Annotated in this window: 12 protein-coding genes and 2 pseudogenes; 7 read left to right on the top strand and 7 right to left on the bottom strand. The window is 65.1% G+C overall.

Features of this window, described 5'->3' with window-relative positions; translation table 11 throughout:
* Positions 1 to 14 precede the first annotated feature (14 nt).
* Complete coding sequence (locus tag V9L21_RS09435) at positions 15 to 284, bottom strand: hypothetical protein (protein ID WP_337311206.1); 270 nt, start codon at positions 282 to 284, stop codon at positions 15 to 17.
* A gap of 986 nt (positions 285 to 1,270) precedes the next feature.
* On the opposite strand from V9L21_RS09435, the gene V9L21_RS09430 reads away from it, so the two are divergent.
* Positions 1,271 to 4,708: an autotransporter outer membrane beta-barrel domain-containing protein gene (locus V9L21_RS09430; protein ID WP_337311204.1), complete on the top strand. Its 3,438-nt coding sequence runs from the start codon at positions 1,271 to 1,273 to the stop codon at positions 4,706 to 4,708.
* Between the two features lie 576 nt (positions 4,709 to 5,284).
* Here the strand turns inward: V9L21_RS09430 and V9L21_RS09425 are convergent.
* Positions 5,285 to 5,659: a hypothetical protein gene (locus tag V9L21_RS09425; RefSeq protein WP_337311202.1), complete on the bottom strand. Its 375-nt coding sequence runs from the start codon at positions 5,657 to 5,659 to the stop codon at positions 5,285 to 5,287.
* Between the two features lie 31 nt (positions 5,660 to 5,690).
* Here V9L21_RS09425 and V9L21_RS26380 point away from each other — a divergent pair.
* The 5 genes and pseudogenes from V9L21_RS26380 to V9L21_RS09400 form a co-directional block, all read left to right on the top strand.
* A pseudogene (locus V9L21_RS26380) lies at positions 5,691 to 5,822 on the top strand (ESPR domain-containing protein); the annotation flags it as partial.
* A 486-nt stretch (positions 5,823 to 6,308) separates the two neighbouring features.
* Positions 6,309 to 10,526: pseudogene (locus V9L21_RS09415) on the top strand (YadA-like family protein); the annotation flags it as partial.
* Between the two features lie 34 nt (positions 10,527 to 10,560).
* Positions 10,561 to 11,412, top strand: coding sequence for an OmpA family protein (locus V9L21_RS09410; RefSeq protein WP_337311200.1), 852 nt, complete (start codon positions 10,561 to 10,563; stop codon positions 11,410 to 11,412).
* Positions 11,413 to 11,826: 414 nt separating this feature from the next.
* Positions 11,827 to 12,027 carry a hypothetical protein gene (locus V9L21_RS09405; protein WP_337311198.1) on the top strand — a complete coding sequence of 67 codons (201 nt, stop codon included), beginning with the start codon at positions 11,827 to 11,829 and terminating at the stop codon, positions 12,025 to 12,027.
* A gap of 125 nt (positions 12,028 to 12,152) precedes the next feature.
* The gene (locus V9L21_RS09400) at positions 12,153 to 12,368 is read left to right on the top strand and encodes a hypothetical protein (RefSeq protein ID WP_337311196.1); all 216 of its coding nucleotides are present in this window, start codon (positions 12,153 to 12,155) and stop codon (positions 12,366 to 12,368) included.
* Between the two features lie 42 nt (positions 12,369 to 12,410).
* Here the strand turns inward: V9L21_RS09400 and V9L21_RS09395 are convergent, their stop codons facing one another.
* From V9L21_RS09395 to V9L21_RS09375, 5 genes are all read right to left on the bottom strand, one after another.
* Positions 12,411 to 12,713 carry a hypothetical protein gene (locus V9L21_RS09395; protein ID WP_337311194.1) on the bottom strand — a complete coding sequence of 101 codons (303 nt, stop codon included), beginning with the start codon at positions 12,711 to 12,713 and terminating at the stop codon, positions 12,411 to 12,413.
* Positions 12,714 to 12,741: 28 nt separating this feature from the next.
* Complete coding sequence (locus V9L21_RS09390; protein ID WP_337311192.1) at positions 12,742 to 14,211, bottom strand: DegQ family serine endoprotease; 1,470 nt, start codon at positions 14,209 to 14,211, stop codon at positions 12,742 to 12,744.
* Between the two features lie 105 nt (positions 14,212 to 14,316).
* Positions 14,317 to 15,648: an ATP-binding protein gene (locus V9L21_RS09385; protein ID WP_337311190.1), complete on the bottom strand. Its 1,332-nt coding sequence runs from the start codon at positions 15,646 to 15,648 to the stop codon at positions 14,317 to 14,319.
* A complete protein-coding gene (locus tag V9L21_RS09380) occupies positions 15,645 to 16,304 on the bottom strand; it encodes a response regulator (RefSeq protein WP_337311188.1) in 660 nt (219 codons plus the stop codon). Before V9L21_RS09380 ends, V9L21_RS09385 begins: the two co-directional genes overlap by 4 nt.
* Positions 16,305 to 16,359: 55 nt before the next feature.
* Entirely contained in the window at positions 16,360 to 17,130 is a 771-nt protein-coding gene (locus tag V9L21_RS09375; protein ID WP_337311186.1) for an IclR family transcriptional regulator domain-containing protein, read from the bottom strand.
* A gap of 129 nt (positions 17,131 to 17,259) precedes the next feature.
* Between V9L21_RS09375 and pobA the strand changes: the two genes are divergently transcribed.
* Positions 17,260 to 18,441 (top strand): 4-hydroxybenzoate 3-monooxygenase, encoded by a 1,182-nt coding sequence (gene pobA, locus V9L21_RS09370; protein WP_337311184.1) that lies wholly within the window; start codon positions 17,260 to 17,262, stop codon positions 18,439 to 18,441.
* The last annotated feature ends 3 nt before the right edge of the window (positions 18,442 to 18,444 follow it).

Raw genomic sequence — 18,444 nt, 5'->3', positions numbered from 1 at the left:
CCGTCGCTGCCGCCTTAAGCCGCCGAATGCACGCCAGCGTGTATGGGCGAATGCCCCACGATCAAGCCGTCGTCAGTTCCTTTGGGCGCGGATGGCCGAACCAGGTGATCGGCCATTGCACACGCACCTGCGATCCAAGCCTCCATCGCGCTTTGGTGTGCTGTCTGATCAGACACGAACGGCCGGAAGCTCAGCACGCCGCGCGAGCCCTTTACCGAGCCCAAGAGCGAGAAGCGGAATTCACCGGGAACCTCTTCGCTCACCATCACGGCCATTTGACTCATCACTATCTCCCTGAAGTTTGAGGAGATGTTGTATGCGGACCTGCCGGAGCGGAATGTCAACATTCGTCACTTCGGCGGAAGTTCTTCTCGCGGCAATCAAATTTCTGCCATAGCGGCCAGCACGTCACCGGGGGTGACTAGGCCCCGTGAGCACGCGCCCCTCAGATCTGATCTGCCTGCTTTCGACCGGTTCTTGTGATCGGGGATGTTCGCCCATGACTCTCACGCGCATCGTTGGCGCGCCGACTCTCACCAGAATTCCGGTGAGGGTTCGGGGGAAGCCTAACTTTCCTAATTCACTAGCACCGAACGGCCGCGAAGCCTTTATCCATGCGGGTTTCGGCTGTTTTAAGAAACCTAATTTTTTCCTAACCTAGACCTAACCAGATTAGGGTTGCGCACTCTGATCGGGGCCGAGAACTAAACCCATATAAATCAAGTACTTAGCAAAAAATTAGGTTTTAGGTTAGGTCAGATCAGGGTGAGACCTAACCTGCCCAGCACCAGGCGCCACGCGGGTTTGCGGCCCGTTTCGCTGCCCAGATTAGGAAATTAGGTTTTCCCCGAACCCAAACCGGATTTGCCCCCGCGACGGCCGCCCTTTCCTTCGCCCCGATCCTCCGCAGAACAGCGCTCAGAGGCGTCGTATCTCGTCGCCACGCTAACGTTGCCGGATGAACCGCGCAGGCCCGCCGTGTTTGGATTCACGGTGCATCGACAGCGTCGTCGAAAGCGACCTAACTAGAGCGCGGGCGGGGCGGGGTCTCGACCGCGCGCTGTAGGACACGACAGACCACGCGCGAGCCTGACCGAAGAAGAACCATCAAAAGCGATCAGAACTAGTGCACACGGTTGGTGCGACTGTCTTGATCCACCCACATTGCGCGTAGAAAATCACACACGTTAGTATTTTCCACATACGTGTCTGGTTGTAAGAACGGTTTCAGCACGTGATGATCTGAGCTTCTGTTTCTAGGAGTTTTCAGATGACATCGTGCGAAGGCAATGCGGGGCTCAAGCGTCTCGATTCCAAGAAGAACGAGCGCCCGGCCGCAGCGCCGCGCAACGCAGCGCCGGTTGGTGCTGCAGCTTTCCCTGTGTCGGCCATTGCCCTCGCAGTGGCGCTTTTTACGGCGGCACCGCAGATGGCGCATGCCTTCAATGAGTGCGGAGCCGAAGTGGCCGGGGCGGACACGATCAACTGCTCGAATGCCAACTACCCGGGCTCGATCAACTACAACAACCTGATCGACTCATTCACCCTCAATTTAAACAACCCAGCCACGACCGTCGGAGGGACTATCGGGTTGCGACTGCAGGCCTTGACCGGTACGACGCACGCCGACCTGGTCATCAATGCCGCAAGTTTCGGCTCGATCACGACCACAACCAATTCAGCCGTGCTCATCAGCAACGGGCGGGCTACCGGGTCCTCGACCTTCACGATGGATGCCGGTTCTCTCAACTCAAACGGCGGCAACCCGACGGTGCAGATGAGCAGCAACGGGGATTCACACTTCACGCTGAATGGTGGACTGATCCGGAATGCAAGTGGATACGCCGTTTTTGTCTCAGGGAGCAAAGCCGGCAACGTCACCGCCGCGATCAACGGCGGATCGATCGAATCGGGAACAGGGAACGCCGTGCGCGTTGGCAACCCTTTCACGGGCGGCACAGGCTTCTCCGAAATCCGCATGTCCGGCGGCAAGGTGGTTGCCGGCGGTGGCGCCGGCTTGTGGGTCGAATCGGCGGGCAGCGGCCAAGCGCGCGTGGCGATGACGGGCGGCACGGTCAGCGCAACCGGCAAGAATGGCGACGGCATCCTGGCTACGAGCAAGAACAGCACTTACGTCGTTGAAGTGACGGACGGGAGCATCGTCAGCGGCGGCAGCGGCTTCGGTGCCGCGATCCACACGGCGGGGGCGGGCGGCGGTATCGTCAACATCGGGGAAGGCGCCACCATCACCGCAGGCGCCTCCGGCGTGGCGCTGCGCGACGGCGACCTCAACCGCGATGGCATCGACGAGATCGGCGGCAACACCACCATCACCACGGCCGGCACCCTCACCGGCGCCGTGCTGCTAGGCGGCGGCACCGACACCCTGAACATCGCAGGCGGCGCCATCGCCGGCAACCTCACCGGCGATGGCGCCGACGCGCTGAACTTCAACCTCGGCACGAACAGCTTCACCCACGGCGCGGCCTTTGCCATCACCGGCATGAACAGCGTCACCATGAACTCGGGCACGGCGCAGATCGACAGCACGATCAGCGGCAACACCCAGCTGACCGTGAACGGCGGCACGATGGTGCTCACCGGTGCCAACAGCTACACCGGCAGCACCACGATTGGAGGCGGCACGCTCGCGCTTGCCGGTGCCGGCTCGGTGGCCACTTCGAGCCAGGTGATCGCCGATGGCACCTTCGATATCTCCGGCGTGAGCGCGGCGGGCACCAGCGTGCAGCGCCTCTCTGGCAGCGGCGCCGTCATGCTCGGCGGCAAGGCCCTCACCCTGACCGCCGCCGCGGACACCTTCAGCGGCGCCATCGCAGGCACGGGCAGCTTGGCGCTCGCGGGCGGCGCGCAGGTGCTCACGGGCACCAACACCTACACCGGCGGCACGGCGATCAGCGCCACGAGCACGCTGCAGCTGGGTGACGGCGGCACGTCGGGCTCCATCGTCGGCAACGTGGTGAACGACGGCACGTTCGTCTTCAACCGCGCCAACCGCCTCGACCTGGGCGGCGACATCTCCGGAAGCGGCGGCATTCGCCAGGTCGGCACGGGCATGACCAACCTCACCGGCAACAGCGCGGCCTTTGCCGGCACCACCACAGTGGAGGCCGGCACGCTGGCAGTCAACGGCGCGCTGGGCGGCGCCATGAGCGTGCTGGCGACGGGCCGGCTCCAGGGTTCGGGCACTGTGGGCGGCAGCGCCACGGTGAACGGCACGGTCGCACCGGGCAATTCCATCGGCACGCTCAGCATCAACGGCAACTTCACCCAGTTCGCGGGCTCGACCTACCAGGTTGAAGTCGATCCGGCGTCCACCGCCTCCGACCTGTTGCGCGTGGGCGGCAGCGCCAGCATTGCAAGCGGCGCGCAGCTCAATGTGGTTCGCGCCGGCAGCGGCAGCTTCGGGATTGGCACCCGCTACACAGTGCTCAGCGCCGATGGCGGCGTCATCGGCACCTACAACCTGACGGGCGACACCGAAAGCGCCTTCGTGCGCGTGATCGACACCTACGACGCGAACCATGTCTACCTGCTGGCCCAAAAGACACGCAGCTTCACCGAACCTGCGACCACGCCGAACCAGGTGGCGGTTGGTGGCGCGCTGGAAACTTTGCCGGGCAGCAACCCGCTCTCCACTGCCGTAGCGTGGCTACCCAACGACTTTGCAGCGCGCGATGCATTGAACCAGCTGTCGGCAGATATTCATGCCTCTTCGAAGACGGCGGCGCTGGAAGACAGCCGCTTTGTGCGCGAAGCCGCAATCGACCGGCTGCGCAGCGCGGCATGCGCACCCGGCAGCGCGGCAAGCGGTGCAGCACAGAAGCCGATGCGGGCTGGCACCGGCTGCACGCCTGAGGACAGCCAGGCGCGCGCGGGCTGGGCGCAGGTGTTCGGCTCGTGGGGCCGCATCGACAGCGACGGCAACGCGGCCAAGCTCAAGCGCGACATCGGCGGGTTCTTCGTCGGTGCGGACACGGGCATTGCCGCGGGCTGGCGCGTGGGCGCATTGGGCGGCTACAGCCGCGCGAGCGCGGACACCAGCGCGCGCAACAGCAGCAGCAAGACGGAGAGCTATCACCTCGGCGTTTATGGCGGCACCCAATGGGGCGCCACGGGTGCCACGGCGCTGCGACTGGGCGTGAGCCACAGCTGGAACAAGACGGACACGAGCCGCTCGGTCGCCTTTGCAGGCTTTTCGGGCAGCCTCGCCGGCAAGTACGACAGCAGCACGACGCAAGCCTTTGGCGAGCTGGGCCATCGCATCGACCTGGGCGCCGCCACGCTGGAGCCCTTTGCGGGCTTGGCCCATGTGCGGCTGCGCAGCGATGCGTTCGTCGAGCAAGGCGGCCTTGCCGCGCTGTATGGCTACGGCGGCCGCACGGATGCAACCTTCTCGACCATTGGCGTGCGTGCAAGCATGCAGGCCAGCGAAAGCATTCGCCTGCGCGGCACGCTGGGCTGGCGCCATGCATTCGGCGGCGCGACGCCGACGAGCACCCACGCGTTTGCCGGCAGTGTGCCGTTCACGCTGTCGGGTGTTCCGCTGGCAAAGGATGTGGCGGTGCTCGAAGCCGGCATTGAAACCCAGCTGCGCCCGAACCTGGCCTTGAATGCCTCGTACTCGGGCCAGTTTGGAGACCGGCTGCAGGACCATGGGTTCAAGGTGAACCTGAACTGGTCGTTCTGAACGGATGGCGGGCGATCTGATCGCCCTGCCAGGCAAAAAAAAGCCCAGCCCGAAGGCTGGGCGGAAGCCCTGACGATGTCGCCACGTCAAGGGCCCCGAGAGGAAGAACCAAGGATCGGGGCAACGGCAAATTAGGTTTGGAGCGCCGGCCCGGTTGTCGGACATGGCCGACTTGGGGGCCGGAGACCGGCCCGGCAATTGTACTGTATGTTTGTACAGCTTCGGCTCGCCCGAAGAAGCTTCTTCTTGGACGCAACAGAACGTTGCCCGGTGTCTGCGCCACTCCGACACCGCACGCGACAAATTCAACCCGGCCAGACGTGCGCAGTCCATGGACCGAACCCAATTGCCATCCTTTATGGCTTTATTAAAGCCGGCGACACTCATTTGAAATCATAAGTTCACACCTCGGATGCCAATTCGAGATGATGCGAAGTCGGGCTTGTCTTTGACGTGCACAAGCAACTCATCAGTAGCATGTTTTAGAAAACACTGCTCGCGAATAAAAATAAAACCCCAAGAACAAACACAGCGACAGCAGTTTCGATTGCATATTTGCAATACATCGATCTCCTTTTAATTATCAGACGCGGGCTGGAAGGTGAAGCCCCCTCCCCGCCCACCAGGCCCGGCGCGATCTAACCTCTCTGAGACGAGCTCATCAACGGCAAGCGGCCATTCGGCACGTTGTCTGCCCGCATAGAGAGCGCCCAAGAAACGATAGCTCTTGGATGACAGGCGAATTTCTACAACTCCAAATTGGTGCATGTATAAATTTAATTCTGACAGTAACTTTGTATTACTATTGACGATTTGTTCGCGATTGGAATTTATTATCAATTCCGCAAGATGACTCCAAAACGAGACATTGACAGTTGCAACGCCCTGCCCCTCTTCTAAGATTTGTTTGCAAAACGATATTTCATAATTTTGCAAATGTTGAGCGACCAACGGTCGCTCATTAAAACTTTTATACGCATGGATGGGGCAAATGAACACTACTTATCGCTCGCTTTGGAACGAATCCCTCGAGGCCTGGGTTGCGGCGCCAGAGACCACCAGCGCGCGAGGCAAGCGCAATGGAAGTTGCGTCGCAGGTTCTGCTGCAGGTAACGCGCTTGCGTCGCTTCCACCAGGACGCCTGCGCAAAGGGGTCTTGACTGCGCTACTGGCGTTAAGCGGTTTGGGATGGAGCTCGTGGGCAGAGGCGCAGGTGGATTGCACTGCGTCGCCTTTCAACTTCTATAGCGGCAGCTCGACTTGCGCGGGCTTTCAGTCCCAAGCGACTTTCGCCGGAGCCACTGCAATAGGTTTCAACGCGTTGAGTACGGGGATAAATGCGACGACTCTCGGCTACGGCGCCATTGCTTCTGCGACCAACGCCCTTTACCTGGGTGCGCGCGCGGCTCCCGGGACAGGTGCATTGACCGAGAGTTCCATTGCAATCGGCACAGACGTGACTTCCAGCGGCGCGGCGGCCATCAGCATTGGCCTCCAGTCGCAAGTCACTGGAAAGTTCGGGGTTGCTTTGGGGGTGCAAGCCGTTGGCACGGCGGAGGGCGTGGTCGCAGTGGGCAGCGGTGCCGCAAGTACAGGATTCAATGGTGTGGCTGTTGGCGCCGGAGCCATTGCCGCTGGAGTCAACTCGGTCTATCTCGGCGCTCGCACCGCTGCAGGGACCGGCGCGCTGGTCGAGGGCGCCATCGGGATCGGCACGGACGTGACTGCCAGTCAGGCCGATGCGATTGGGGTTGGCAGCCGAAGCAAAGCTACGGGCCAATTCAGCGTGGCAATGGGCCTTGAGTCCACTGCAACCCAACAAGGTAGCGCTGCAATGGGTCATTCGGCCGATGCCACAGGGATCAATGCCACCGCAGTGGGGCCTCTGACGACCGCGAGTAACACCAATGCGACTGCAATTGGTGCAGCCGCCGCGGTCACTGCAGCCGGCGCCACCGCAGTGGGTTCTTTCGCCAGCGCCAGCGGCGGAAACTCCGCTTCAATAGGTTCTGGCGCTAGCTCTAGCGGTGACAATTCTTTCGCCGCCGGCCGACTGGCAGCGGCAAGCAACGACGCATCCACTGCCGTCGGAAACGCCGCTCAGGCGCAAGGGAATAGTTCGCTTGCGCTGGGAGCGCAAGCGATCGCTGCCGGTACCAGCACAGTTGCGGTCGGCCAAGGCGCCGGCGCTGGCTCGACGATTGCCAACACAGGTTCGGTCGCAGTGGGTGTTGCAGCCGGAACGCTGGTCACCGGCGCCCTCAACACCGCCTTGGGCGGAGGCACGGCGAGCGTGATGCGCGGCGCGGGTTCGGGCGTCACAGGTGCGCGCAACCTCGCCCTCGGCACAGGCGACGGCTCGGTCGCCTACGACGGCACCTTGAAGGCTGCGGCAGGCAGCTTGGTCAGCGGCGACGACAACATTGCCATCGGCACCAATGCAGGTATCGGCGTCGCGGCCAGCGCAACGACGTCGATCGGTGTGAACGCGAATGCGAGTCTGGAGAGGGCGATCGCCATCGGCAACAACGCCACTGCTTCCGCACTGGATGCCATCTCACAAGGCACCAACGCCAGCGCAGCCGGCCGCAACGGCATCGCGATCGGCTTCCAGTCGATCGCCTCCGAGATAAATTCCATCAACCTCGGTGCGCGCACGGCCGCAGGAGCGGGCGCAACTGCGGAGGGCGCCATCGCTGTCGGCACGGATGTGGAGGCGTCCCAAGCGCGCTCTGTCGCCATGGGGGTTGCAACACGCGCGGCCGGCGCCGACGCAGTTGCGATGGGTACCCGAGCGGCCGCAACTGCCGCCAATGCCACCGCCTTGGGCTCGGGCGGCACCAATGCCGCGACTGCCGTGCGCGCTTCGGCCGCCGGTGCTCTGGCATTGGGCGGCAACGCCACAGCCGGCGCGAACGCCGCAGCCGGCGATGCCATCGCCATTGGCGGCGAATCGTCCGCCACCCAAACGGAAGCAATTGCGGTCGGCCGTCTGGCCACCGCCTCGGCTGCGAACACCATTGCGGTCGGCAGGAATTCCCGGGCCGATTCGGCCGAGGCGGTCGCTATCGGCACCAACGCTACGGCCACGGGCGGTCGCTCGGTGTCCATCGGCTCCGGCAACGTTGCCAGCGGCAACGGCGCAGTGGCAATCGGCGACCCGAACACCGCCACCGGCAATGGCGCAATCGCGAGCGGTTTGGACAACACGGCCACCGGCAACGGCTCCGTGGCAATGGGCAACACCAACATGGTGGGCGGTGGCGGCCAAGCGGTCGGCACGGCCGGCACGGCGGCGCAGGGCGCGGTCGGTATCGGCTACCAGAACACGGTGGTCGGCCAAGGTAGCGTCGCTATCGGCAGCACCAGCAAGGCACTGGCGGCGGGCGCGGTTGCATTTGGTGATACGGCGCTGGCGAACAACGCTGGCGACGTGGCATTGGGCTCGGGTTCGGTGACAGACACGGCAGTCGCCACGACGGGTATTGTGATCGGCGGAAATCCGTATAACTTCTTCGGCATCAATCCGACGAGCACGGTCAGCGTTGGCGCGCCGGGGGCGGAACGCACCATCACCAACGTGGCGGCCGGCCGAATTTCCGGCACCTCGACAGACGCCATCAACGGCTCGCAACTGTTCGGCACCAACCAGCAGGTGGACCTGAACTCGACCCAGATCACCAATCTCAACAACCAGATTGGCGGCATCAACAACGGCGCAGGTATCAAGTACTTCCACGCCACCTCCACCCTGCCCGACTCGCAGGCCCTGGGCACCGATTCCGTCGCCATTGGCCCGAACGCAGTGGCCAACAATGCAGGCGATGTGGCGCTGGGCTTCGGCTCCACAACCTCCAAGGCAGTTGGCACATCAGGCGCCACGATCGGCGGCAATCCCTATGTTTTCGCTGGGGCCACGCCGACGAGCACGGTCAGCGTGGGTGCGCTGAATGCAGAGCGAACCATCACCAATGTTGCGGCCGGACGGCTCGCAATCGACTCGACAGACGCCATCAACGGCTCGCAGCTGTTCGCCACCAACCAGCAGGTGACGTTGAACACGACTTCGATCAACAACCTCAATAGCCAGATCGGCGACATCAACAACGGTGCAGGCATCAAGTACTTCCACGCCAACTCCGTCCTGCCCGACTCGAGCGCCGTGGGAATCAACTCCGTTGCCATCGGCCCGAATGCGGTGGCCAACAATGCCGGTGACATCGCGCTCGGCTCTGGCTCGACAACTGGACCGACGGTCCAAACGGCCAGCACGGTGATCGACGGGATCACCTACAACTTCGCTGGCACAACCCCGACGAGCACGGTCAGCGTGGGCGCGGTAGGAGCGGAACGCACCATCACCAACGTGGCAGCCGGCCGGGTCGCAATCGACTCGACCGACGCGATCAACGGCAGCCAGTTGTTCGCCACCAACCAGTCGATCGAGAACCTGAGCAGCACGGTCACAGCCAACAAGATCAGGTACTACAGCGTCAAGTCCACCGGCGGCGGTAACGAGGACAACCTGGGCGCAACCGGCGCCGACGCCATCGCGTCGGGCAAGGATGCGGCGGCCACGGTCGACGGCGGCGTCGCGCTCGGCTCGGGATCGGTTTCCGACCGCTTCGTGGCGCCCTCGACCGGCACCATTCCGGCCGGCAGCAGCCTGATCGAATACAACACCACCGACCGCACGCTGCTTGGCGCGCTCTCGGTCGGCAGCGCCACCAGCTACCGCCAGATCACCAATGTGGCCGACGGCACGCAGTCGCAGGACGCAGTCACGGTGCGACAGCTCAGCGGTGCGCTGCAATCGTTTGCCGTCACGCCCACGCTGTACTTCCACGCCAACTCCACGGCGGCGGATTCGCTGGCCATTGGCGCCGAGTCGGTGGCGGTCGGGCCGCAGACGGTGGTCAACGGCAACAACGGCGTTGGCATCGGCAACGGCGCCATCGTGCAGCAAAGTGCGCCGGGCGGCATTGCCATCGGCCAAGGCGCTACGTCGCATCTGGCCGATTCGATTGCAATGGGCACCAATGCGTCGGCCGCCGGGATCCAGGGCGTGGCACTGGGCGCAGGCAGCAGCGTGACGCAAGCGGGCGGCGTGGCATTGGGCGCGGGCTCCGTGGCCTCCACCGCGGCGGGAGTGGCGGGCTTCGTGCCGCCCACGGCGACCGATGCGCAGCGAATCGCCATCGGCGCGACGACCAGCACGCTGGCGGCGGTGTCGGTGGGCGATGCGGCCAACGGGCAGTTCCGCCAGATCACCGGCGTGGCGGCGGGCACGGCCGACAGCGACGCGGTCAACGTGTCGCAGCTGCGCGGGGTGCAAGGCGTGGTTGCGGCCATCGACCAGTCGACCGTCAAGTACGACACCAACCCCGACGGCTCGATCAACTACAACAGCGTGAGCATGGGCGGCGGCGGCGCGACGGGCCCGGTGACTGTGCACAACGTGGCACCCGGTGTGGCCGGCACCGACGCGGTCAACGTGAACCAGCTGAACGCCGGCATCGCGGGTGCCAACGCCTACACCGATGCGCGCGTCAACTCGCTGGGCGGCGAGATCCGCAGCATTGCCAAGGACGCCAGCGCCGGTGCCGCGGGTGCGATGGCAATGGCCAACATGCCGCAGGCCTACATCCCGGGCAAGAGCATGGTGTCCGCGGGTGTCGCGGGCTTCGACGGCCAGGCAGCCCTTGCCCTGGGCGTGTCGAAGCTCTCAGACAACGGCCGCTGGGTGGTCAAGTTCAGCGGCTCGGCCAACTCGCGCGGCAAGGTTGGCGTGGCGGCCGGTGCTGGCTTCCATTGGTAAGCCGACGGCCCGAAACAAGAGGAACAACATCATCATGACGAAAACACAAATCCATCGCTTCTCGGCCGTCGCACTGGGAGCCGCCGCCGTTCTGGTTCTGCAAGGCTGCAGCTCCTACGTGAGCAAGGGCATCACCGACGACGGCAAGGCCACCGAAGTGGTCTTCCCCAGCGTGGAGAACGACGCCTGGCTCAAGGAAGGCACGTTTCCCAACCTGGACAACCTGCGCGCCGTGGCGCCAGGCGTCACCAAAGACCAGCTGTTCGATCTGCTCGGTCGCCCGCACTTTCGCGAAGGCGTGGCGAGCCCGCGCGAGTGGGACTACATCTTTCACTTTCGCAAAGCGGGCGGCGGCGTGACCACCTGCCAATACAAGGTGATCTTCGACAAGGACTTCAGGGCGCAGACCTTCCACTGGCTGCCCGCCGGCTGCGGCGACGTGCTGGCGGCGCGTGCGGTGCCCGTGGCCGAACGGCCGGCCAGTGCGGCCCCGGCTGCGCCGCCGCGCAAGATCACGCTGGGTGCCGACGGACTCTTCCGCTTCGATGGCAGCGCGCTGGCCGACCTGCTGCCCGAGGGCCGGCGCAAGCTCGAGACCTTGGCGGGCGAGATCAAGAGCAGCGTCAAGTCGGTGGATGCCGTCAGGGTGACGGGCCATACCGACCGCCTGGGAAGCAGCGCCTACAACAACGCCCTTTCGCTGGCGCGTGCCAACACCGTTCGCAACTATCTGGCGCAGTCCGGCGTGCCGGCGCAGACCGTGCGGGTGCAAGGCAAGGGCGAATCCGAACCGAAGGTGCAATGCGCGCAAACCAGGCGCGCAGAGCTCATCGACTGCCTGGCGCCGAACCGCCGCGTGGAGATCGAGGTGTTCGGCGGAAGCTGAACGACCCTTGCGGGCTCGGCGTAACTCGCCGGGCCCGCTTCAAGGCAAGCCCTTGCGCGGTAGCCGCGTTACAAACAGTCGCGGCTTTGTCTGACATCTGCAATTTTGAAACAACTCGATCTTCCGTTCTCGATTAGGAGGTTGAGATGGAAGATCGCGACAAGAGAAACGGCCCCGATTCGCAAGCGACAAGGGCTCTTTGGTGGGTGATTGCCGCAATGGCGGCGGTGATCTGCACGCTTGCGCTGCTGCACCTTGCCGTACAGCGCGAACGCGCCGCCATGGCCGTTGGCCAGGTGGAGTTTCAGCTGCTGCCGGAGGCCGTTGCCGAAGCCTGGAGGGCTACCCCACCCCTCTTGAATCTTGGGGCCGCGCCCGCATCATTGATCCCATCAAAAAAACCGGAGGAAGATGATGTCGAGGTCTTCGGATGCGCGCGCCCTCTTGAAGCTCGCCTGGGAAGCGGCGTGGGAACGTCTTGGCAATGCGCTGCAGCCACCGCCGGGCTATCCGGAGCCGACGGCGGAGCAGCTTCAGGAGTGCTTTCGCGTGGCGCGGGAGCAGCTTGAAAACCTGCGCGAGGCCTATGACATCGAACCGCCACGCAACCCGTGAAGCCCGCTACAGGCCACCCCCACGCACGCGAAATATCGCAAAAAGAGGGTATATCCCAGAGCGCGAGTCAGCCGCTAAACAGTAACGCCGCGTACATTACCGCCAATGTACTATCGGCTTGGTCCATGCACTTGAATTCTTTACTCTTGGTTGCGCTGCTTCTTGTTGCAAGCGGTTTGTTCTGGTGGTGGGCCTTTGGCGGAGGGCTCTTCGCTCTGATCTCCGTCGCGGTGATCGGCCTGGGGGCCGTGCTCTACATGGCCCTGCGCGGGGACAAGGGCCTCAAGGACGAGCTCGACGCGCAAGTTCCCCAAAAAGACGCGGGCAACAAAGAGTCCTGAAGCGCGCTCGCTGCGCGGCGCCGGCAGCGTCCGGCTTCCGCGTCAGCGCAAGGCAAACGCCAGCGTCACGGCGCCCAGCGCCAGCAGCGCAAGCCCGGCAATGAAAACCACCTCGCCCCAGGCCTCCAGGCGGGCTCCAGATTTGCGCGACCGCATCGAGATGAACGACAGAAGCGCACTGGCCAGGAAGACCAGTGCGTCGATGGCCAGCATGCGGTCGATGACCAGCCGCAGGTCGTCGCGCGGGCCCAGGTGACCGATCGACATCACCGTCATGCACACGCCGATCATGGTGGCCGACGTGGGCAGGATGTGCGCCGAAAGGCCGCCGGGCGATGAGCTCATGTTCTGCGCAAAAGCCTGACGGCGAACCTCAGCCGATGCGAACCGGCACGAAGATCTTGTCTTCGCCGCGCTGGATCAAAAGCGCGACCGACTTGTCGGCCTTGGCCACCACTTCGCGCACCTGCTCCAGGCTCTTGGCGGGCGTGCCGTTGATGGCCAGCAGCACGTCGCCCGCCTGCACGCCGGCCATGGCCGACGGACCGGCAACGTCTTCGACCAGCAGCCCGTTCTCGATCGCGGCCTCGCGCTTTTCCTGCGGCTGCAGGGGACGCAGCGCAAGGCCGAGCTTGCCCTGCCCCGCGGCGCTGTCGGCCTTTGCGACCTGCGTGGGTTTGTCGCTCGCATCGCCGAGCTTGGCGGAAAGCTCCTGGCGCTCGCCCTGGCGCCACACTTCGAGCGTGACCTTCTTGCCCGGCGTCTGCTGACCGATGACGGCGGGCAGGTCGCCCGACGAGACGATGGGCTGGCCGTCGACCTTGCGGATCACGTCGCCCGCCTTCAGGCCGGCCTTGTCGCCAGGGCCGCCCTTCTCGATATTGGAGACCAGCGCACCCTCGGGCTTGTCGAGCTTGAACGAATCGGCAAAGGCCTGGTTCACCTCTTGCACCGCCACGCCCAAACGCGCATGCGTGGCCTTGCCGGTGGCAACGATCTGGTCTTTCACCTGCACGGCCACGTCGATAGGAATGGCGAACGACACGCCCTGGTAGCCGCCGCTGCGGCTGTAGATCTGCGAATTGATGCCGACCACCTCGCCGCGCGTGTTGAGCAGCGGCCCGCCCGAGTTGCCGGGGTTCACCGCCACGTCGGTCTGGATGAACGGCACGTAGCTGTCGTCGGGCAGCGAGCGGCCCTTGGCGCTTACGACGCCTGCCGTGACTGTGCTCTCGAAACCGAAGGGCGAGCCGATGGCCAGCACCCATTCGCCGACCTTCAGGTCCTTGGTGTTGCCCAGCGCAAGCGTGGGCAGGTTCTTCGCATCGATCTTGAGCACGGCGATGTCGGTCTTGGCGTCGGCGCCGAGCACCTTGGCGCGGTATTCACGGCGGTCGGTCAGCTTGACGGTGACCTCCTTTGCGCCCTTCACGACGTGCGCGTTGGTCATGATGAGGCCGTCGGGGCTCACGATGAAGCCAGAGCCCTGCGCACGCACCGGCACATCGCGCTGCTGTGCGCGCGGGCCCATCTGGCCCTGGAAACGGCGGAAGAACTGGAACATCGGATCGTCCGGGTCGACGCCCTGCATCTCGGCCGCGGCTTCGGCGTCCGACTCCTTGGCGGTACCGGTCACGCTGATGTTGACCACCGCGGGGCCGTCGCGCGTGGTGATGGTGGAGAAGTCGGGCAGCGTGACCATTGCGGGGGCTGCGGCGATGGGTGTGGCGTTGGTCGGCGCGCTCACGGCACTGGTGTAGGCGCCGGCACCAACGGCGCCGATCACCCCGGCGGTCGCCAGGGCAAGAACCAGGGCGGAGGGAGAAGTCAGGCGGGTGTTCATTTCTAGCTTTCCTTTCAATGCGTCTGCACGCAAACACGATGAGAGGAATGTCGGCCCGCTGACTTAAGCGCGCCTTAAAGCGCGGATCGAATTCGAGAGAAGAACTCAGGCCCTGGCCGGAAAACGCACCACTGCCCGCAGGCCACCCAAGCTCGGTGACGCGGCGAGCGCCACCGTGGCGCCGTGCAGGTCGGCAATCGACTTGACGATGGCCAGCCCCAGGCCGCTGCCCGGCGCCTGCGGCTCGCCCGAACGATAGAAGCGGTCGAGCACCCGCCCGCGCTCTTCTTCGGGCAGGCCGGGCCCGCTGTCGTCCACGCTGAGCTCCACGCCACCGGCTTGCACCGCAATGCCCACGTCGACGCGCCCGCCTTCGGGCGTGTACTTGACGGCGTTGTCGACCAGGTTGCGCAGCAGCATGCGCAGCGCCTCGGGCTGGCCGTTCACCACGGCGGCCGCGTCCGCATGCGAGATGCCGATGTCGATGCGCCGTGCCTGCGCGGCCGCCACCGCGTCCGAAATGGCGAGCCGCGCGGTTTCGGCAAGGTCGATCGGTTCTGGCTTGGCGCCCGCGGCCATGCTGGCCTCGTGCCGGGCCAGCGCGAGCATCTGCTCGACCAGCCGCGTGGCGCGGTCGATGCCCGCCACCAGCCGGCTCACGGCCACTTCGCGCGCCGCGGCATCGGGTGCGCGCTGCAGGCCCTGCACCTGCAGCTTCAGTGCGGCAAGCGGCGAGCGAAGCTCATGCGCGGCATCGGCCACAAAGTGCTTCTGCGCATCGAAAGCGTGGCGCACCCGGTCGAACAGCAGGTTGAGTTCTTGCACCAGGGGGCGCACCTCGTCGGGCAGGCCTTCCTCGCTCACGGCGGAAAGATCGTCGGCTTGCCGCGATGCAACCTGCGTGCGCACGCGCGCCACGGGCGCGAGCGAAAGGCTCACCACCCACCACACGATGAGCATGAGCAGCGGCGCCATGAGCGCCACGGGCGCAATGGTGCGCAAGGCCAGCGCGCCGGCCATGTTGCGCCGCGCTGCCATGTCTTGCGCCACCTGGATGACCAGCCCGCTGGTCTGCATGGAGAACACCCGGTAGGTGGTGCCGCGCGCACGCACGTCGGCAAAGCCCAGCACCGCCAATTGGGGCAATGCGGCCTGCTCGGCCGATTCGAAAATGCGCACGCCGTCGGCCGTCCACACCTGCACCACGAACTCGAAGTTCTGCTCGCCGCTGCCTATGCCGCCCACCGCCGCGCTGGGCGGCAGGCCGGCGCGCAGCGAAAGCGCCATTTGCTGCATGTGGTAGTCGAAGATGTCGTCGGCCTCCTTCAGCACCGTGCGGTAGGCGACCACCGCCTGCGCACCGGCGGCCAGCACAATGGCCGCGAGCAGAAACCACAGCAGGCGCGCGCGCAGCGACCCCGTCAGCGCGCGGATCATGCCTTGGGCACCATGTAGCCAACGCCGCGCACGTTGCGGATCAGTTCGGCACCCAGCTTCTTGCGCAGGCCGTGCACGTACACCTCTACGGCGTTGCTGCTGATTTCGTCCTTCCAGCTGTAGAGCTTTTCTTCGAGCTGCGCGCGCGACAGCACCATGCCGGGCCGTGCGATCAGCGGTTCGAGCACCGCCCATTCACGGGCCGAAAGTATCACCGGCTGGCCTGCCACCGAAACCTCGCGCGTGGCGGGATTGATGCTCACGCCCATGTGCTCGTACACCGGCTCGGCACGCCCGGCCGCGCGGCGCAGCAGTGCCCGGATGCGGGCCAGCAGTTCATCCAGGTCGTAGGGCTTGAGCACATAGTCGTCGGCGCCTGCATCGAGCCCTTCGATGCGTTGCTGCACCGAGTCGCGCGCGGTGGCAATCAGCACGGGCATGCGCTGCTTGCGGGCGCGCAGGCTGCGCAGCACCTCGAGCCCGTCGCGGCGGGGCACACCCAGGTCGAGCAGCACCAGGTCGTATTGCTGGGTGCGCAATGCGGACTCGGCCGCGTCGCCGTCTTTTACCCAGTCCACTGCGTATTGCTCGGCCCGAAGCAGGTCGAGCACGGCCTCGCCGATCATCACGTCGTCTTCCAGCAGCAGCAGTCGCATGGTTGTTGTGTTCCGTTTTTCAGGTTCGAGGCAGCGGCGGCGCGGAAAGTTCAGGCTACAGCAGCGACCTGACCTCGCGCGCGGCCTCGAAGAGCAGAGGCAGCATCTCGCGCTGGAGCGTTTCTTCCTGGTAGCGCGTGCCGGAGAGCACCACATTGAGCGCGGCCACTGTATGGCCTTGCATGTCGCGCAGCGGCACCGCGAGCGCCTGCACGCCCAGCTCATGCTCTTCGCTGGCAAAGCAGTAGTCGCTCTTGCGTGTTCGCGAAATCAGCTGGCGCAGGCTGCGGGCCTGGGTGGTGGTGTGCGGCGTGAGCCGCGCAAGGTGGCGGCCCTTGAGCCATTGCGTGAGCTGCGCGGGCGCCATGGCTGCGAGCAGCACCCGCCCGGTCGAGGTGGCGTGCGCCGGCAGCCGGGCGCCAAGGTGCAAGCCGTACGCCAACACGCGCGTCGGCGTGCCGTAGCTGCCGCTGCGCGCGATGATGACCACTTCTTCGCCGTCGAGCACCACGGCCGAGAACGATTCGCCGGTTTGTGCCGCAAGTCGGTTGAGCGTGGGTTGCAGTGCACGCGGCAGGCGCGACGAAGCAAGGTAGCTTCCCGAGAAGCGCAGCACCTTGGGCGCCATCCAGAAATAGCTGCCGTCCGTCTCGAGGTAGCCCAGGTGGGCCAGCGTGAGCAGGTGCCGGCGCGCGGCGGCGCGCGTGAGGCCGGCGCGCTCGGCAGCCAGGGTGGCGTTGAGGCGCTGGCGCTCGGTATCGAAGCTTTCGAGCACGGCCATTCCCTTGGCAATGCCCTCGATGAAGTCGGCTTTGGCGATGGTCATCTGGTCTAACTGAGAAGTGTTGCGCGATGATCGCGCAGCCGCTCGCATGATCGCACAGAGCCTCGCCAAGTGGCGCGCCAGCATGCCGCGCGCGCCCTACGCTCCGGAAAACCCATCGGAGACATCAACATGCGCACACAGGTCGCCATCATCGGCGCGGGCCCAGCCGGCCTGCTGCTCGGGCAGCTGCTTTTCAAAGCCGGCATCGACAACATCATCGTCGAGCGCCAGAGCGGCGACTACGTGCTCGGGCGCATCCGCGCGGGCGTGCTCGAGCAGGTCACCATGGATCTCCTGGCGCGCGCCGGCGTCGTTGCGCGCGCCAAGGCCGAAGGGCTGCCGCACGAGGGCATCGAGCTGCTGTTCAAGGGGGCGCGGCACCGTATCGACATGCACGGCCTCACGGGCGGAAAGCAGGTCACGGTGTACGGCCAGACGGAAGTGACGCGCGACCTGATGGAGGCACGCTCGGCCGAAGGCCTGGCCACCATCTATAGCGCGGCCAACGTAAGCCTTCATGACTTCGATTCGCAGCGCCCGCGCGTGCGCTACGAGAAAGACGGCCAAACGCACGAGATCGAATGCGACTTCATCGCGGGTTGCGACGGTTACCACGGCGTGAGCAGGGCCAGCGTGCCCGCGGACGCGATCCAGACCTACGAGAAGATCTACCCCTTCGGCTGGCTCGGCGTATTGGCCGATGTGCCGCCGGTGTCGCATGAACTCATCTACGCCAATACCGAACGGGGTTTTGCGCTTTGCAGCATGCGCAGCGCCACGCGCAGCCGCTACTACGTGCAGGTGCCGACCGAGGAGCGGGTCGAAAACTGGAGCGACGAAGCCTTCTGGAACGAGCTGCGCGCACGGCTCGACCCCGAGGCGCGCGAGCGGCTGGTGACCGCGCCTTCGCTGGAAAAGAGCATTGCGCCGCTGCGCAGTTTCGTGGCCGAGCCGATGCGCTTCGGCTCGCTGTTCCTGGCCGGCGATGCCGCGCACATCGTGCCGCCCACCGGTGCCAAGGGTCTCAACCTTGCGACGGCCGACGTGGGGTATCTCTCGCGTGCGCTCGAGATCTTCTACGGCGAGAAAACGCCCTCCGCGCTCGACCGCTATTCAGACCTTTGCCTGCGCCGCGTGTGGAAGGCGGAGCGCTTCTCGTGGTGGTTCACGTCGCTGATGCACCGTTTTCCGGAAACCGGCGCCTTCGGCCAGAAGATCCAGGAAGCCGAGCTCGACTACCTGGTGCACTCGCACGCCGCCTCCACCGCGCTGGCCGAGAACTACGTGGGCCTGCCGCTCGAAGATTTCTAAGCC

It is taken from the genome of Variovorax sp. CCNWLW235, assembly GCF_037204085.1.
Taxonomy (GTDB): Bacteria; Pseudomonadota; Gammaproteobacteria; order Burkholderiales; family Burkholderiaceae_C; genus Variovorax.
This window is presented reverse-complemented; position numbering and strand designations above follow the sequence as displayed.

Excerpts from the sequence above, each read along its gene's own strand:
- V9L21_RS09435 (WP_337311206.1), bottom strand. The coding sequence starts at position 284 with ATGAGTCAAATGGCCGTGATGGTGAGCGAAGAGGTTCCCGGTGAATTC.
- V9L21_RS09430 (WP_337311204.1), top strand. The coding sequence starts at position 1,271 with ATGACATCGTGCGAAGGCAATGCGGGGCTCAAGCGTCTCGATTCCAAG.
- V9L21_RS09410 (WP_337311200.1), top strand. The coding sequence starts at position 10,561 with ATGACGAAAACACAAATCCATCGCTTCTCGGCCGTCGCACTGGGAGCC.
- V9L21_RS09405 (WP_337311198.1), top strand. The coding sequence starts at position 11,827 with ATGTCGAGGTCTTCGGATGCGCGCGCCCTCTTGAAGCTCGCCTGGGAA.
- V9L21_RS09400 (WP_337311196.1), top strand. The coding sequence starts at position 12,153 with ATGCACTTGAATTCTTTACTCTTGGTTGCGCTGCTTCTTGTTGCAAGC.
- V9L21_RS09395 (WP_337311194.1), bottom strand. The coding sequence starts at position 12,713 with ATGAGCTCATCGCCCGGCGGCCTTTCGGCGCACATCCTGCCCACGTCG.
- V9L21_RS09390 (WP_337311192.1), bottom strand. The coding sequence starts at position 14,211 with ATGAACACCCGCCTGACTTCTCCCTCCGCCCTGGTTCTTGCCCTGGCG.
- V9L21_RS09385 (WP_337311190.1), bottom strand. The coding sequence starts at position 15,648 with ATGATCCGCGCGCTGACGGGGTCGCTGCGCGCGCGCCTGCTGTGGTTT.
- V9L21_RS09380 (WP_337311188.1), bottom strand. The coding sequence starts at position 16,304 with ATGCGACTGCTGCTGCTGGAAGACGACGTGATGATCGGCGAGGCCGTG.
- V9L21_RS09375 (WP_337311186.1), bottom strand. The coding sequence starts at position 17,130 with ATGACCATCGCCAAAGCCGACTTCATCGAGGGCATTGCCAAGGGAATG.
- pobA (WP_337311184.1), top strand. The coding sequence starts at position 17,260 with ATGCGCACACAGGTCGCCATCATCGGCGCGGGCCCAGCCGGCCTGCTG.